At 72.9% G+C, this 13,598-nt stretch carries 18 protein-coding genes; 1 reads left to right on the top strand and 17 read right to left on the bottom strand.

Annotated features, from left to right (window positions below; translation table 11 throughout):
- Window positions 1-51: 51 nt before the first annotated feature.
- The 9 genes from trpA to hisI form a co-directional block, all read right to left on the bottom strand.
- Window positions 52-870, bottom strand: a complete 819-nt coding sequence (trpA, locus tag ABD973_RS23950; RefSeq protein ID WP_125603218.1) for a tryptophan synthase subunit alpha — start codon at window positions 868-870, stop codon at window positions 52-54.
- Complete coding sequence (gene trpB / locus ABD973_RS23945) at window positions 867-2,120, bottom strand: tryptophan synthase subunit beta (RefSeq protein WP_125603217.1); 1,254 nt, start codon at window positions 2,118-2,120, stop codon at window positions 867-869. The genes trpA and trpB overlap by 4 nt, the downstream gene beginning before the upstream one ends.
- Window positions 2,121-2,329: 209 nt before the next feature.
- Window positions 2,330-2,539 carry a tryptophan biosynthesis modulator TrpM gene (gene trpM, locus ABD973_RS23940; protein WP_125594522.1) on the bottom strand — a complete coding sequence of 70 codons (210 nt, stop codon included), beginning with the start codon at window positions 2,537-2,539 and terminating at the stop codon, window positions 2,330-2,332.
- Between the two features lie 7 nt (window positions 2,540-2,546).
- Window positions 2,547-3,356: an indole-3-glycerol phosphate synthase TrpC gene (gene trpC, locus ABD973_RS23935; RefSeq protein ID WP_125594523.1), complete on the bottom strand. Its 810-nt coding sequence runs from the start codon at window positions 3,354-3,356 to the stop codon at window positions 2,547-2,549.
- Window positions 3,357-3,537: 181 nt separating this feature from the next.
- Complete coding sequence (locus ABD973_RS23930) at window positions 3,538-4,044, bottom strand: DUF2752 domain-containing protein (protein WP_125820844.1); 507 nt, start codon at window positions 4,042-4,044, stop codon at window positions 3,538-3,540.
- A 68-nt stretch (window positions 4,045-4,112) separates the two neighbouring features.
- Complete coding sequence (locus ABD973_RS23925) at window positions 4,113-4,364, bottom strand: HGxxPAAW family protein (RefSeq protein ID WP_007263567.1); 252 nt, start codon at window positions 4,362-4,364, stop codon at window positions 4,113-4,115.
- A gap of 109 nt (window positions 4,365-4,473) precedes the next feature.
- Window positions 4,474-5,112, bottom strand: coding sequence for a TIGR02234 family membrane protein (locus tag ABD973_RS23920; protein ID WP_125594525.1), 639 nt, complete (start codon window positions 5,110-5,112; stop codon window positions 4,474-4,476).
- 14 nt (window positions 5,113-5,126) lie between these two features.
- Entirely contained in the window at window positions 5,127-6,617 is a 1,491-nt protein-coding gene (locus ABD973_RS23915) for an anthranilate synthase component I (protein WP_345502010.1), read from the bottom strand.
- A 19-nt stretch (window positions 6,618-6,636) separates the two neighbouring features.
- The gene (gene hisI / locus ABD973_RS23910; RefSeq protein WP_125594527.1) at window positions 6,637-7,002 is read right to left on the bottom strand and encodes a phosphoribosyl-AMP cyclohydrolase; all 366 of its coding nucleotides are present in this window, start codon (window positions 7,000-7,002) and stop codon (window positions 6,637-6,639) included.
- A gap of 84 nt (window positions 7,003-7,086) precedes the next feature.
- Between hisI and ABD973_RS23905 the strand changes: the two genes are divergently transcribed.
- Entirely contained in the window at window positions 7,087-7,719 is a 633-nt protein-coding gene (locus tag ABD973_RS23905; protein WP_125594528.1) for a TIGR03085 family metal-binding protein, read from the top strand.
- 109 nt (window positions 7,720-7,828) lie between these two features.
- Here the strand turns inward: ABD973_RS23905 and hisF are convergent, their stop codons facing one another.
- The 8 genes from hisF to hisD are packed head-to-tail and all read right to left on the bottom strand — an operon-like array spanning window position 7,829 to window position 13,521.
- Window positions 7,829-8,584 carry an imidazole glycerol phosphate synthase subunit HisF gene (hisF, locus tag ABD973_RS23900; RefSeq protein ID WP_125594529.1) on the bottom strand — a complete coding sequence of 252 codons (756 nt, stop codon included), beginning with the start codon at window positions 8,582-8,584 and terminating at the stop codon, window positions 7,829-7,831.
- Window positions 8,581-8,967 (bottom strand): RidA family protein, encoded by a 387-nt coding sequence (locus tag ABD973_RS23895; RefSeq protein ID WP_125594530.1) that lies wholly within the window; start codon window positions 8,965-8,967, stop codon window positions 8,581-8,583. Before ABD973_RS23895 ends, hisF begins: the two co-directional genes overlap by 4 nt.
- Window positions 8,964-9,692, bottom strand: coding sequence for a bifunctional 1-(5-phosphoribosyl)-5-((5-phosphoribosylamino)methylideneamino)imidazole-4-carboxamide isomerase/phosphoribosylanthranilate isomerase PriA (gene priA, locus ABD973_RS23890; RefSeq protein WP_125594531.1), 729 nt, complete (start codon window positions 9,690-9,692; stop codon window positions 8,964-8,966). The genes ABD973_RS23895 and priA overlap by 4 nt, the downstream gene beginning before the upstream one ends.
- Window positions 9,692-10,333 (bottom strand): imidazole glycerol phosphate synthase subunit HisH, encoded by a 642-nt coding sequence (gene hisH, locus ABD973_RS23885; protein ID WP_125594532.1) that lies wholly within the window; start codon window positions 10,331-10,333, stop codon window positions 9,692-9,694. Before hisH ends, priA begins: the two co-directional genes overlap by 1 nt.
- Complete coding sequence (locus ABD973_RS23880; protein WP_345502005.1) at window positions 10,330-10,497, bottom strand: hypothetical protein; 168 nt, start codon at window positions 10,495-10,497, stop codon at window positions 10,330-10,332. The genes hisH and ABD973_RS23880 overlap by 4 nt, the downstream gene beginning before the upstream one ends.
- A 2-nt stretch (window positions 10,498-10,499) precedes the next feature.
- Window positions 10,500-11,093 carry an imidazoleglycerol-phosphate dehydratase HisB gene (gene hisB / locus ABD973_RS23875; RefSeq protein ID WP_125594533.1) on the bottom strand — a complete coding sequence of 198 codons (594 nt, stop codon included), beginning with the start codon at window positions 11,091-11,093 and terminating at the stop codon, window positions 10,500-10,502.
- Entirely contained in the window at window positions 11,090-12,202 is a 1,113-nt protein-coding gene (locus ABD973_RS23870) for a histidinol-phosphate transaminase (protein WP_345502002.1), read from the bottom strand. The genes hisB and ABD973_RS23870 overlap by 4 nt, the downstream gene beginning before the upstream one ends.
- Window positions 12,199-13,521, bottom strand: coding sequence for a histidinol dehydrogenase (gene hisD, locus ABD973_RS23865; RefSeq protein ID WP_125820848.1), 1,323 nt, complete (start codon window positions 13,519-13,521; stop codon window positions 12,199-12,201). Before hisD ends, ABD973_RS23870 begins: the two co-directional genes overlap by 4 nt.
- Window positions 13,522-13,598: the final 77 nt, after the last annotated feature.

Raw genomic sequence — 13,598 nt, 5'->3', positions numbered from 1 at the left:
TGCCGAATCCACCCGATCGGGCTACAGAACCTCGTCCTGGGCCCGTCTGGGTCAGGACCTGCGTACGCCTTCCGCAAGCTCGCCCGCCAGTGCCCGCACGGCCGACAGGCCGGCCGGCAGGTCCGGGGCGTCCAGGAGGAGCTTCACGAAGGCGGAGCCGACGATCACCCCGTCGGCGAAGCCGGCGACCTGCTTGGCCTGTACGGCGTTGGAGACGCCCAGGCCCACGCAGACCGGGAGGTCGGTGGTGGTGCGGGTGCGGCGCACCAGCTCCTGGGCCTCGTTGCCGACGGACTCGCGGGTGCCGGTGACGCCCATGAGGGAGGCGGCGTAGACGAAGCCGGAGCCGGCGGCGGTGATGGTCGCCAGGCGCTCGTCCTTGCTGCTGGGGGCCACGACGAAGACGGTCGCCAGACCGTGCTCGGCGGCGTGCTCCCGCCACAGCGCGGACTCCTGGACCGGCAGGTCGGGCAGGATGCAGCCGGCGCCGCCGGCGGCGGCCAGCTCGGCGGTGAACCGCTCGACGCCGTAGCGGTCGATGGGGTTCCAGTACGTCATGACGAGGATCGGGACCCCGGTGGCCTCGAAGGCCTCGCGGACGGTGCGCAGCACGTCGGCGATCTTGACGCCGCCGCGCAGGGCGATGTCGTCGGCGGTCTGGATGACGGCGCCGTCCAGGACCGGGTCGCTGTGCGGCAGGCCGATCTCGACGATGTCGGCGCCGCCCTCGACGATCGCCTTGACGGCCTCGATGCCGCCGTCGACGGTCGGGAAGCCGGCCGGGAGGTAGGCGACGAGGGCCGCCCGGTCCTCGGACTTGGCCTTGGCGAGGGTCGCGCTCAGCAGTTCGATGTTGCCCTGGTTGCTCACTTGTGCTCCCCCTCGGTCTCCGTGCCGTCGTACAGCCCGAAGTAGCGGGCGGCCGTGTCCATGTCCTTGTCGCCGCGGCCGGACAGGTTGACGACGATGAGGCCGTCCTTGCCCAGCTCCTTGCCCAGGTCGAGGGCGCCCGCGAGGGCGTGCGCCGACTCGATGGCCGGGATGATGCCCTCGGTGCGCGACAGCAGGCGCAGGGCCTGCATGGCGGCGTCGTCGGTGACCGCGCGGTACTCGCCGCGGCCGGTGTCCTTGAGGTAGGAGTGCTCGGGGCCGATGCCCGGGTAGTCGAGGCCGGCGGAGATGGAGTAGGGCTCGGTGATCTGGCCCTCCTCGTCCTGGAGGACGTAGCTGCGGGAGCCGTGCAGGATGCCGGGCTCGCCCGCGGTGAGGGTGGCGGCGTGCTCGCCGGTCTCGACGCCGTGTCCGGCGGGCTCGAAGCCGACCAGGCGGACGTCGGCGTCGGGGATGAAGGCGTGGAAGAGGCCGATGGCGTTGGAGCCGCCGCCGACGCAGGCGGCGACGGCGTCGGGGAGCCGGCCGGCGCGCTCGATGATCTGGCGGCGGGCCTCGACGCCGATGACGCGGTGGAAGTCGCGGACCATCGCCGGGAAGGGGTGGGGGCCGGCGACGGTGCCGAAGAGGTAGTGGGTCTGGTCCACGTTGGCGACCCAGTCGCGGAACGCCTCGTTGATGGCGTCCTTGAGGGTCCGGGAGCCGGACTTCACGGCGATGACCTCGGCGCCGAGCATGCGCATGCGGGCCACGTTGAGGGCCTGGCGCTGGGTGTCGATCTCGCCCATGTAGATGGTGCAGTCGAGGCCGAAGAGGGCGCAGGCGGTGGCGGTGGCCACGCCGTGCTGGCCGGCGCCGGTCTCGGCGATGACGCGGGTCTTGCCCATGCGCTTGGTGAGCAGCGCCTGGCCCAGCACGTTGTTGATCTTGTGCGAGCCGGTGTGGTTGAGGTCCTCGCGCTTGAGGAAGATCCGGGCGCCGCCGGCGTGCTCGGCGAACCGGGGCACCTCGGTCAGGGCGCTGGGCCGGCCGGTGTAGTTGACCATGAGGTCGTTGAGCTCGGCGGCGAAGGCCGGGTCGCCCTTGGCCTTCTCGTACTCGACGGCGACCTCGTCCACGGCGGCGACGAGGGCCTCCGGGATGAACTTGCCGCCGAAGTCACCGAAGTAGCCCTCGGTGTTGGGGACGTGACCCTCCGGGTCCGGGATGAAGAACGAGCTGGTGGACATGTGCCACTACTCCTACGGGTACGGAATGCGAGGCTTCGCTCGACGCGGGCTGGATGCACCGTATTGCGCCGCCGGTCCGCCGCCCGCGCACCCCGCTGAGGGGGTGGGAGGGGATGCGGAGGGGACGGCCCGCACCCCCACGGGGGGCGGGGCCGTGCGGGGCCGCCCGTCCCCGGTACCTCAGGGATACCGGGCCGGGAGGGCCTCCGTCACGACGCGGCCGCGCCGCGCCATCGCATGCCGTTGACCTGTCCGGGCTCGGACCCGATCACGTAGCGCACCCGCCTGCCGTGCACGCGGCGGGCCGGGGCGCGACAGCCGCGGGGGCGGCAGCCGCGCGCCAGCGGCGCGTGTGCCGTCGGCACGGCGGCCGGGCCGTGGCCCGGCCGGGTGCGGACGGTGGAGGAGGCGGGAGGCATGGACGGGTCAGCTCCGCCCGTGACGCAGGGCGGGGTGGGCGCCGGCGGCGACGAGGTCGGCCACGGCCGCCTTCGGGTCGCGGCCGGTGACCAGGGACTCGCCGACGAGGACCGCGTCGGCGCCCTCGTTGGCGTAGGCGATCAGGTCGTGGGGTCCGCGGATGCCGGACTCGGCGACCTTCACGATGTGGGGCGGGATCTCTCCGACGACGCGCTCGAAGGTGGAGCGGTCGACCTTGAGGTCCTTCAGGTTGCGCGCGTTGACGCCGATGATCTTGGCGCCGGCGGCGACGGCACGCTCGATCTCCTCCTCGTCGTGCACCTCGACGAGCGGGGTGAGGCCGATGGACTCGGCCCGCTCGATGAGGGAGACCAGGGCCTCCTGCTCCAGGGCCGCGACGATCAGCAGCACGAGGTCGGCGCCGTAGGCGCGGGCCTCCCACAGCTGGTACGCCGTGACGATGAAGTCCTTGCGCAGGATCGGGATGTCCACGCGTGCGCGGACGGCCTCCAGGTCGGCGAGCGAGCCGCCGAAGCGGCGCTGCTCGGTGAGGACGGAGATGACCGCCGCGCCACCGGCCTCGTAATCGGCGGCGAGCCCGGCCGGATCCGCGATCGCGGCCAGCGCGCCCTTGGAGGGGCTGGAGCGCTTGACCTCGCAGATCACCTTGACGCCGTCGCCACGCAGGGCGGCGACGCCGTCCTTGGCCCGGGGCGCCTTGGCGGCACGCTCCTTGAGCTCGTCGAGGCTCACGCGGGCCTGCCGTTCGGCAAGGTCTTCGCGGACCCCTTCGATGATCTCGTCGAGCACACTCACGCGAGCGGCCCCCTTCCGGGTCGATGACGGTCGGCCGCCTTGCAGACACGTTCCACTGCAAGGTCAGCACTCAAATGGTATCCGCAGGTCGCCGAGGCCTCCGCACGGAGTTCTCGGTTTCCCAGGGACTGGACACTCGGAATATGGCCCTCCCGTAGTTCCCCCAAGGCCTCCGCCGGGTTCAGGGGGCCAGCACGGAACCGAACGGGAGGTTCCGGACAATCGAGAACGCGAGCACCACGGCCCCGATGCCCCACCACCAGGCCGGCCGCAGCGCGATCCGGGGGGCCGGCCGCCCGCGGAGGGCGCTCAGCAGCCACAGGGCCGTGAAGGCGGCGAAGACGAGGTAGCCGGCCACCGCCACGGCGTTGGCGCCCAGCGCGGCCGGCAGGTCGCCGGTGGCGAAGGCGTGGGCGCTGCGCAGCCCGCCGCACCCGGGGCACAGCACCCCCGTGAGCCGGAACAGCGGGCAGACCGGATAGTGGCCCGGTTCGTTCGGGTCCACGGCGCCCACGTACGCGAAGGCCGCCACGGCCCCGGCCAGGGTCAGCACGGGCGCGGCCGCCCGCCGGGCCCGGGGGACCCGTACGGGCGCCCCGCCGGACGGCGGCGGCCCCCAGGGGCCCGCGTGCGGGGCGTGCGGGGCGTCGGTACGAGGGGCGTCCACCCGCTGATTCTCACCGCTCATGGCAAAAGGCGCAGCCCGACGGGGCCGCGCCTTTCGAACAGCGGACCGGCAGACCCGCGGGATCGCGCTCAGACCTTGGCGGGAACCCGGTTGGCGGCGATGACCTCGGCGAGGTCGCGGTGGGCGGCCTTCGGCGCGCCCATGCCGGCGGCGCGCATCGCCAGGCCGACGACACCGCCGAGCGCGACGACGACCATGCCGGCCCAGAACCCGAGCGGGTTCGCCAGCACCATGAAGGCGCCGGAGACGCAGAAACCGATGAAGGCGATGATGACACCGGTCCAGGCGGCCGGGGTGTGTCCGTGGCTCGTGCCCGCCATGAGTTGCTCCTCGTTGCTCTGTCTCGCGTGCGGTGCCGCACGCTCGCTGTCATTGTCCCGCACGCCGCCGCCGGTTTCTCCAGTGGGTGGCGGTCTCCCGCGGCCCCGGCTAGCGGGTGGGGTCCTCGCCGCGGTCCAGCGCCTTCCACAGGTCCTCCGGCCGGTCCGGGTCCACCGGGGCGGGGGTGCGCCCGCGGGGGCTCCCGTCGCGCTCGTAGCGGCCTCCCATCGCGGGCCAGCCGCTGCCGAAGCGCAGCGCGAGCAGTCCCGCGAGCAGGATCAGGGCGGCGCCGGAAGCGGTGACGTACGGCCACGCCGTATGGGTCAGCTCCCCCACCCGGGCGGCGGTGTCGGCGGTCGCGGTGGCGGCCCGCTCGTCCAGGGCGGCCCGGTCGTCGGCGGCGGCCACCGCAGCCAGGGCCGCGCCCAGACCGCTCAGCGCGAGCAGCCCGGAGACCAGCAGCCGCCCCCGGCCCCGTACGGCGAACACCGCGACCAGGGCGGCGAGGCCGACGATGGCCAGGGCGGCCGGGAGGCCCGTGACGGCCCGCCCGTCCGCGGTCAGGGGCAGGGTCCCGCCCCCGATGGCGGCGCTGCCCCGGGCCCAGGTGCGGCCGGAGGCGAGCAGGACGACGGTGGCGCCGAGCGCGCCGAGCAGCAGGGCGACGGCCACGGTGCGGCGGCCGGTGCTGCTGTCGGGGGCCTCGGCCTCGCTGGGGGGGTGGGGTACGGCACTCACGTACCCCACTATCCCCTACGGCCTCAGCCGCGGTGGAGGCGGTTCGCCGCTCCGACCGCGCGGAGCACGGCGGCGGCCTTGTTGCGGCACTCCCGGTCCTCCAGCTCGGGCACCGAGTCCGCGACCACGCCCGCCCCGGCCTGCACGTACGCCGTTCCGTCGCGCAGCAGCGCGGTGCGGATGGCGATGGCCGTGTCGGAGTCCCCCGCGAAGTCCAGGTAGCCGACGCAGCCGCCGTACAGGCCGCGCCGGGAGGGCTCCAGCTCCTCGATGATCTGCATGGCGCGCGGCTTGGGCGCGCCGGAGAGGGTGCCGGCGGGGAAGCAGGCGGTGAGCACGTCGAACGCCGTCCTGCCCTCGGCGACCCGGCCGGTGACGGTGGAGACGATGTGCATGACGTGCGAGTACCGCTCGATGCTCATGAAGTCCACGACCTCGACGGAGCCCGGCTCGCACACCCGGCCCAGGTCGTTGCGGCCCAGGTCGACGAGCATGAGGTGCTCGGCGCGCTCCTTCGGGTCGGCCAGCAGCTCCTCGGCGAGGTCGTTGTCCTCCTGCGGGGTCGCGCCCCGGTGCCGGGTGCCGGCGATCGGGTGGACCATGGCCCGGCCGTCCTCGACCTTGACCAGCGCCTCGGGGCTGGACCCGACCACGTCGAAGCCGTTCTCGAAGCGGAAGAGGTACATGTACGGGGAGGGGTTGGTGGCCCGCAGCACCCGGTAGACGTCCAGCGCGGACGCCTCGCAGGGGGTCTCGAACCGCTGCGAGGGCACCACCTGGAAGGCCTCGCCGGCCCGGATGCGCTCCTTCACGTCCTCCACGGCCGCCTGGTACTTCTCGCCGCCCCACAGCGCGGAGAACTCCGGCAGCTCGGAGGCGGGCAGCGGGGCCGGGGCGTACGGCGCGGGCCGCGCGAGGTCGGCCTCCATGGCGTCGAGGCGGGCGACGGCGTCGGCGTGGGCCTCGTCGACCCCGGAGTCCAGGTCGTTGTGGTTGATCGCGTTGGCGATCAGCTGGACGGTGCCGTCCCAGTGGTCCAGGACCGCCAGGTCGGAGGTGAGGAGCATGGTCAGCTCGGGGAGCTCCAGGTCGTCCTCGGCGTGCTCGCCGATGCGCTCCATGCGGCGGACGATGTCGTAGCCGAGGTAGCCGACCATGCCGCCGGTGAACGGCGGCATGCCGCCCGCGAGGTCGCGCGGAGTGTGCAGGGCCTCGACGGTGGCGCGCAGCGCGTCCAGCGGGTCACCGTCCACGGGGACGCCGACGGGCGGGGTGCCGATCCAGTGCGCCTGGCCGTCCTTGACGGTGAGGGTGGAGTCGCTGCGCACGCCGATGAAGGAGTAGCGGGACCAGGAGCGGCCGTTCTCGGCGGACTCCAGCAGGAAGGTGCCGGGGCGTTCGGCGGCCAGCTTGCGGTAGAGCCCGACCGGGGTGTCCCCGTCGGCGAGCAGCCTGCGGCTGACGGGGATGACACGGCGGTCGGCCGCGAGCTTGCGGAACGTCTCGAGATCCATGGGGTGGGACCCTAACTGGCTAGCGGCCGTCGCCGAAAAGGACATCGTCGTCGAAGCAGGTGCGGGCGCCCGTGTGGCAGGCGGCGCCGACCTGGTCGACCTTGACGAGCACGGTGTCCGCGTCGCAGTCGAGGGCGACGGACTTCACGTGCTGGAAGTGGCCGGAGGTGTCCCCCTTGACCCAGTACTCCTGCCGGCTGCGGGACCAGTAGGTGCAGCGGCCGGTGGTGAGGGTGCGGTGCAGGGCCTCGTCGTCCATCCAGCCGAGCATGAGCACCTCGCCGGTGTCGTACTGCTGGGCGATGGCCGGGACCAGGCCGTCCGGGGAGCGCTTGAGGCGGGCTGCGACGGCGGGGTCGAGGGAGGTCGTACTCATGGGCCCCATTGTGCCGCGCGGAAGGACCCGTTACGGATCACCGTCCGCCTGGTGGGCAGCCGCGCGGCGGGCCGCGGCCGTAGGCTGGCCCGTATGTCTACCCATGCGAAGCGTGAACGGCTGCTGCTGGCGGACCTTCTGGAGGCTGCGGGACCGGAGGCGCCGACGCTGTGCGACGGCTGGACCTGCCGGGACCTGGCGGCGCACGTGGTGGTGCGCGAGCGCCGCCCCGACGCGGCGGGCGGGCTGCTGCTGAACGTGCTGAAGGGCCGCCTCGACCGGGCGATGGCCGAGTACGCGGCCAAGCCGTACGAGGAGCTCATCCAGCTGATCCGCACCGGCCCGCCGAAGCTGTCCGTGTACGCGTTGAAGCAGATCGACGAGGCGGCGAACGCGGTGGAGTTCTACGTCCACGCGGAGGACGTGCGGCGCGCGCAGCCGGACTGGTCGCCGCGGACGCCGGACCCGGTGTTCTCGGACGCGCTCTGGTCCCGGCTGGAGAAGCTGGCCCGGCTGACGGGCCGCCGCTCGCCGGTGGGCCTGGTGCTGCGCCGCCCGGACGGGCGCACGGCGGTGGCGCACAAGGGCGTACCGGTGGTGACGGTGACCGGGGAGCCGGGCGAGCTGACGCTGTTCTGCTTCGGCCGGCAGAACGCGGCCGCGGTGGAGCTGGACGGCGAGAAGGAGGCCGTCGCGAAGCTGACGGTCGCCCAGCTGGGCATCTGACACGCCGACGCGCCCCGGGCACCGCCCGGCCGTGCCCAGCCTCCCGGGCTCCGGGCCGCCGCGGCGGCCCCCGGCCGCCCCGAGCGGGGCGGCCGGGACTGGCCAGGGCTCAGCGGACCGGGTGGCCGGCTTCCCGCAGGGCGCCCTTGACCTCGGAGATCCGCAGGTCGCCGAAGTGGAACACCGAGGCGGCCAGGACCGCGTCGGCGCCCGCGCCGATGGCGGGCGCGAAGTGCTCCAGCCTGCCCGCGCCGCCGGAGGCGATCACCGGGACGGTGACGTGCCGGCGCACGGCCGCGATCATCTCGGTGTCGTAGCCGTCCTTGGTGCCGTCGGCGTCCATGGAGTTCAGCAGGATCTCCCCGGCGCCCAGTTCGGCCGCCCGGTGCGCCCACTCGACGGCGTCGATGCCGGTGCCCCGGCGGCCGCCGTGGGTGGTGACCTCGAAGGAGCCGGTCTCCGTACGGCGGGCGTCGACCGACAGGACGAGGACCTGGCGGCCGAAGCGCTCGGCGATCTCCTGGATCAGCTCGGGCCGGGCGATGGCGGCGGTGTTGACGCCGACCTTGTCGGCGCCGGCCCGCAGCAGCTTGTCGACGTCGTCGGCGGTGCGGACGCCGCCGCCGACCGTGAGCGGGATGAACACCTGCTCGGCGGTGCGCCGCACCACGTCGTAGGTGGTCTCGCGGTTGCCGGAGGAGGCGGTGATGTCGAGGAAGGTCAGCTCGTCGGCGCCCTCGGCGTCGTACAGCTTGGCCATCTCCACCGGGTCGCCGGCGTCGCGCAGGTTCTGGAAGTTGACCCCCTTGACGACCCGGCCGTTGTCCACGTCCAGGCAGGGGATCACTCGTACGGCGAGGGTCATCGCGCGGGCTCCTTGTACGCCTCGACCTCCACCTCGACGACCATGTTCGGGTCGACGAAGCCGGAGACGATGATCATGGAGGCGGCGGGGCGGACGGCGTCGAAGAGGGCCTTGTGGGCACGGCCCACCTCCTCCACGTCCCGGGCGTGCGTGAGGTACAGCCGGGTGCGGACCACGTCCTCGGCGCCCAGGCCGGCCTCGGCGAGCGCCTTGAAGGCCACCTCGAAGGCCTTGACCGTCTGGTCGTACGGGCCGCCCGCGTCGGCCGCGGTGCAGCCGGAGACCAGCACCAGGCCGTTGGGCAGGGCGACGGCGCGCGAGTAGCCGATCACGTCCTCGTAGGGGCCGCCGGAGGAGATCCGGCGCACTTCCGCGGAGCTCATGCGCGCACCGCCTCCAGGGCCTCTTCCAGGGTGAAGGCCTTGGCGTACAGGGCCTTGCCGACGATCGCGCCCTCGACGCCCAGCGGCACCAGCTCGGACAGCGCGCGCAGGTCATCCAGGGAGGACACGCCGCCGGAGGCGACGACGGGCCGGTCGGTGGCGGCGCAGACGTTCTTCAGCAGCTCCAGGTTGGGGCCGGTGAGGGTGCCGTCCTTGCCGATGTCGGTGACGACGTAGCGGGCGCAGCCCTCGGAGTCCAGGCGGGCGAGGGTCTCGTAGAGGTCGCCGCCCTCGCTGGTCCAGCCGCGGCCCTTGAGGGTGGTGCCGCGCACGTCGAGGCCGATGGCGATCCTGTCGCCGTGCTCGGCGATGGCCTTGGCGGCCCACTCGGGGGTCTCCAGGGCGGCGGTGCCGAGGTTGACGCGGGTGCAGCCGGTGGCGAGGGCCGCGGCGAGGGTGGCGTCGTCGCGGATGCCGCCGGACAGCTCGACCTTGATGTCCATCGCACGGGTGATCTCGGCGACCAGGGCGCGGTTGTCGCCGGTGCCGAAGGCGGCGTCCAGGTCGACGAGGTGCAGCCACTCGGCGCCGGAGGCCTGCCAGGCGAGGGCCGCCTCCAGCGGGGAGCCGTAGGAGGTCTCGCTGCCCGACACGCCGTGCACGAGGCGTACGGCCTGGCCGTCGCGGACGTCGACCGCGGGGAGCAGTTCAAGCGTGTTCGGCATCAGAGGGTCTCGATCCAGTTGGTGAGGAGCTGGGCTCCGGCGTCGCCGGACTTCTCGGGGTGGAACTGGGTGGCCCACAGGGCGCCGTTCTCCACCGCCGCGACGAACCGCTCCCCGTGCGTGGCCCAGGTGACCCTGGGGCCCTTGATCCGGGGGTTGGTGACCTCCAGCGTCCAGTCGTGGGCCGCGTAGGAGTGCACGAAGTAGAAGCGGGCGTCGGCGTCCAGCCCGGCGAAGGCCTGGCTGTCGGCCGGTGCCTCGACGGTGTTCCAGCCCATGTGCGGGACGACGGGGGCCTTGAGCGGGCCGACGGTGCCGGGCCACTCGTCGAGGCCCTCGGTCTCCACGCCGTGCTCGATGCCGCGCTCGAAGAGGATCTGCATGCCGACGCAGATGCCCATGACGGGCCGCCCGCCGGACAGCCGGCGGCCGATGATCCAGTCGCCGCGCGCGTCCTTGAGGCCCTTCATGCAGGCGGAGAAGGCGCCGACGCCGGGCACGAGGAGCCCGTCGGCGTCCATGGCCCGGTCGTAGTCGCGGGTGATCTCGACGTCCGCGCCGACGCGCGCGAGGGCGCGCTCGGCGGAACGGATGTTGCCGAAGCCGTAGTCGAAGACGACGACGTTCTTCTTGGCGCTCATTCCCAAATCCCCTGGATTCGCAGGATCCCCGCGGCCAGACACATCACGGAGCCGAGGGCGAGCAGAATGATCACCGATTTCGGCATCTTCTGCTTCTGGAAGGAGTAGACGCCCCCGGCCAGGAACAGGCCGAGGACGATCAGGACGGTGTTGAGGCCGTTCACGGCTAGAGGGCGCCCTTCGTGGAGGGCAGGATGCCGGCGGCGCGCGGGTCGAACTCCGCGGCGTAGCGCAGGGCCCGGGCGAGGGCCTTGAACTGGCACTCCACGATGTGGTGGGCGTTGCGGCCGTACGGGACGTGGATGTGCAGGGCGATCTGCGCCTGCGCGACGAAGGACTCGAAGATGTGCCGGGTCATCGTCGTGTCGTACTCGCCGATCATCGGCGCCATGTTCTCGGGCTCGGTGTGCACGAGGTAGGGGCGGCCGGAGAGGTCCACGGTCACCTGGGCGAGGGACTCGTCCAGCGGGACGGTGCAGTTGCCGAAGCGGTAGATGCCCACCTTGTCGCCGAGGGCCTGCCTGAAGGCGGCGCCCAGCGCGAGGGCGGTGTCCTCGATGGTGTGGTGGCTGTCGATGTGCAGGTCGCCGTCCGTCTTGACCGTGAGGTCGAAGAGGCCGTGGCGGCCGAGCTGGTCGAGCATGTGGTCGTAGAAGCCGACACCCGTCGAGACGTCGACCTTGCCGGTGCCGTCGAGGTCTATCTCGACGAGGACCGAGGTCTCCTTCGTGGTGCGCTCGACCCGTCCGATGCGGCTCATGCCTGCTGCTCCTTCTTCAGTGCGCGAACCGCTTCCAGGAACGCGTCGTTCTCGGCCGGCGTGCCGGCGGTGACCCGCAGCCGGCCCGGTACGCCGTTGTCCCGGACCAGGACGCCCTGGTCGAGGATCTTCTGCCAGGCGGTGTGGGAGTCCTCGAACTTCCCGAACTGGATGAAGTTCGCGTCGGACTCGGTGACCTCGTAGCCGAGGGCCCGCAGCTCGGTGACGAGGCGGTCCCGCTCGGCCTTGAGCTGCTCGACGTAGCCGAGCAGGGTGTCGGTGTGCTCCAGGGCGGCCAGCGCGGTCGCCTGGGTGACGGCGGACAGGTGGTACGGCAGGCGTACGAGCTGCACGGCGTCGACGACGGCGGGGTGCGCGGCCAGGTAGCCCAGGCGCAGGCCCGCGGCGCCGAAGGCCTTGGACATGGTCCGGGAGACCACCAGGTGGGGGCGGCCCTCGATCAGCGGGAGGAGGGAGTCGCGGTGGGAGAACTCCACGTACGCCTCGTCCACGACCACCAGGGAGGGCTTGGCCGTCTGGGCGGCCTCGTAGAGGGCGAGGACCGTCTCCGCCTCGACCGCGGTGCCCGTGGGGTTGTTGGGCGAGGTGATGAACACGACGTCGGGGGCGTGCTCGGCGATGGCCCGCTCGGCGGCCGCCACGTCGATGGTGAAGTCCTCGCGGCGGGGGCCGGAGATCCAGCCGGTGCCGGTGCCGCGCGCGATGAGCGCGTGCATCGAGTACGAGGGCTCGAAGCCGATGGCCGTGCGCCCCGGGCCGCCGAAGGTCTGGAGCAGCTGCTGGAGGACCTCGTTGGAGCCGTTGGCGGCCCAGACGTTCTCCTTGGCGACCGGGTGCTTGCCGGTACGGGTGAGGTAGGCGGCCAGCTCGGTGCGCAGCTCGACCGCGTCCCGGTCGGGGTAGCGGTTGAGGGTGCGGGCGGCGTCGGCGACGCGCTCGGCGATGCGCCGCACCAGCGGCTCGGGCAGCTCGTACGGGTTCTCGTTGGTGTTCAGCTGGACGGGGACGTCGAGCTGCGGGGCGCCGTAGGGGGTCTTGCCGCGGAGCTCGTCGCGGATGGGCAGGTCGTCGATCCCGATGGTGGTCACTGTCCGGGCACCTTCCATCCGAAGCGGGCCTTCAGGGCGGCGCCGTGCGCGGGCAGGTCCTCCGCCTCGGCCAGCGTCACCACGTGGTGGGTGACCTCGGCGAGGGCGTCGCGCGTGTAGTCGACGATGTGGATGCCGCGCAGGAAGGACTGCACGGACAGGCCGGAGGAGTGGCAGGCGCAGCCGCCGGTGGGCAGGACGTGGTTGGAGCCGGCGCAGTAGTCGCCGAGGGAGACCGGCGCCCAGGGGCCGACGAAGATCGCGCCGGCGTTGCGGACCCGGGCCGCCCAGGCGGCGGCGTCGGCGGTCTGGATCTCCAGGTGCTCGGCGCCGTACGCGTCGACGACCTTGAGGCCGTCCTCCAGGCTGTCGACCAGCACGATCGCGGACTGCTTGCCGGCGAGGGCGGGCTTGATCCGGTCCTCGACGTGCTTGGTCGCGGCGACCTGCGGCTCCAGCTCCTTCTCGACGGCTTCCGCGAGCTCCGCGGAGTCCGTGACGAGGACGGCGGCGGCCAGCGGGTCGTGCTCGGCCTGGCTGATCAGGTCGGCGGCGACGTGGACCGGGTCGGCCGTGGAGTCCGCGAGGACCGCGATCTCGGTGGGGCCGGCCTCGGTGTCGATGCCGATCCTGCCGGTGAAGTAGCGCTTGGCGGCGGCGACCCAGATGTTGCCGGGGCCGGTCACCATGTTGACCGGCAGGCACTCCTCGGTGCCGTACGCGAACATCGCGACGGCGACGGCGCCGCCGGCCGCGTACACCTCGTCCACGCCGAGCAGCGCGCACGCCGCCAGGATGGTCGGGTGCGGCAGGCCGCCGAACTCCTTCTGCGGCGGGGACGCGAGCGCGATCGACTCGACGCCCGCCTCCTGGGCCGGGACCACGTTCATGACGACGGAGGACGGGTACACGGAGCGGCCGCCGGGCGCGTACAGGCCGACGCGCTCGACCGGAACCCACTTCTCGGTCACGGTGCCGCCGGGGACCACCTGGGTGGTGTGCTCGGAGCGGCGCTGGCCCCGGTGCACGATCCGGGCGCGCCGGATGGACTCCTCCAGGGCGGCGCGGACGGCCGGGTCCAGCTGCTCCAGGGCGTCCGTGAGGGCCTGCGCGGGTACCCGGACCTGCGTGAGTTCGACCCCGTCGAACTTCTGCGCGTACTCGATCAGCGCCGCCGTGCCACGATGATGGACGTCCTCGCAGATGGGCCGCACCTTCTCCAGGGCGGCTTCCACGTCGAACTCGGCACGGGGCAGCAGGTCGCGCAGGGCGCCGCCCTCGGGGAGGGCGTCACCGCGCAGGTCGATACGAGAGATCACGTCCCAATTCTCTCAGACCGCCTCCCACCGCCGTCCGCCCGTATCACTGGCTGATACACGCCCCGGACGTCACCGGC

Origin of the sequence: Streptomyces racemochromogenes (assembly GCF_039535215.1) — a bacterium.
Classification (GTDB): Bacteria; Actinomycetota; Actinomycetes; order Streptomycetales; family Streptomycetaceae; genus Streptomyces; species Streptomyces racemochromogenes.
The sequence above is the reverse complement of the archived record's forward strand: the minus strand, read 5'-3'. Positions and strand labels throughout refer to the sequence as shown.

Coding starts and splice junctions, on each gene's coding strand:
- hisH (WP_125594532.1), bottom strand. CDS start 10,333: ATGAGCGCCAAGAAGAACGTCGTCGTCTTCGACTACGGCTTCGGCAAC.
- hisB (WP_125594533.1), bottom strand. CDS start 11,093: ATGAGCCGCATCGGACGGGTCGAGCGCACCACGAAGGAGACCTCGGTC.
- hisF (WP_125594529.1), bottom strand. CDS start 8,584: ATGACCCTCGCCGTACGAGTGATCCCCTGCCTGGACGTGGACAACGGC.
- ABD973_RS23930 (WP_125820844.1), bottom strand. CDS start 4,044: ATGAGCGGTGAGAATCAGCGGGTGGACGCCCCTCGTACCGACGCCCCG.
- ABD973_RS23925 (WP_007263567.1), bottom strand. CDS start 4,364: ATGGCGGGCACGAGCCACGGACACACCCCGGCCGCCTGGACCGGTGTC.
- ABD973_RS23905 (WP_125594528.1), top strand. CDS start 7,087: ATGTCTACCCATGCGAAGCGTGAACGGCTGCTGCTGGCGGACCTTCTG.
- trpM (WP_125594522.1), bottom strand. CDS start 2,539: ATGCCTCCCGCCTCCTCCACCGTCCGCACCCGGCCGGGCCACGGCCCG.
- ABD973_RS23895 (WP_125594530.1), bottom strand. CDS start 8,967: ATGAGCTCCGCGGAAGTGCGCCGGATCTCCTCCGGCGGCCCCTACGAG.
- hisI (WP_125594527.1), bottom strand. CDS start 7,002: ATGGGGCCCATGAGTACGACCTCCCTCGACCCCGCCGTCGCAGCCCGC.
- trpB (WP_125603217.1), bottom strand. CDS start 2,120: ATGTCCACCAGCTCGTTCTTCATCCCGGACCCGGAGGGTCACGTCCCC.
- priA (WP_125594531.1), bottom strand. CDS start 9,692: ATGCCGAACACGCTTGAACTGCTCCCCGCGGTCGACGTCCGCGACGGC.
- ABD973_RS23915 (WP_345502010.1), bottom strand. CDS start 6,617: ATGGATCTCGAGACGTTCCGCAAGCTCGCGGCCGACCGCCGTGTCATC.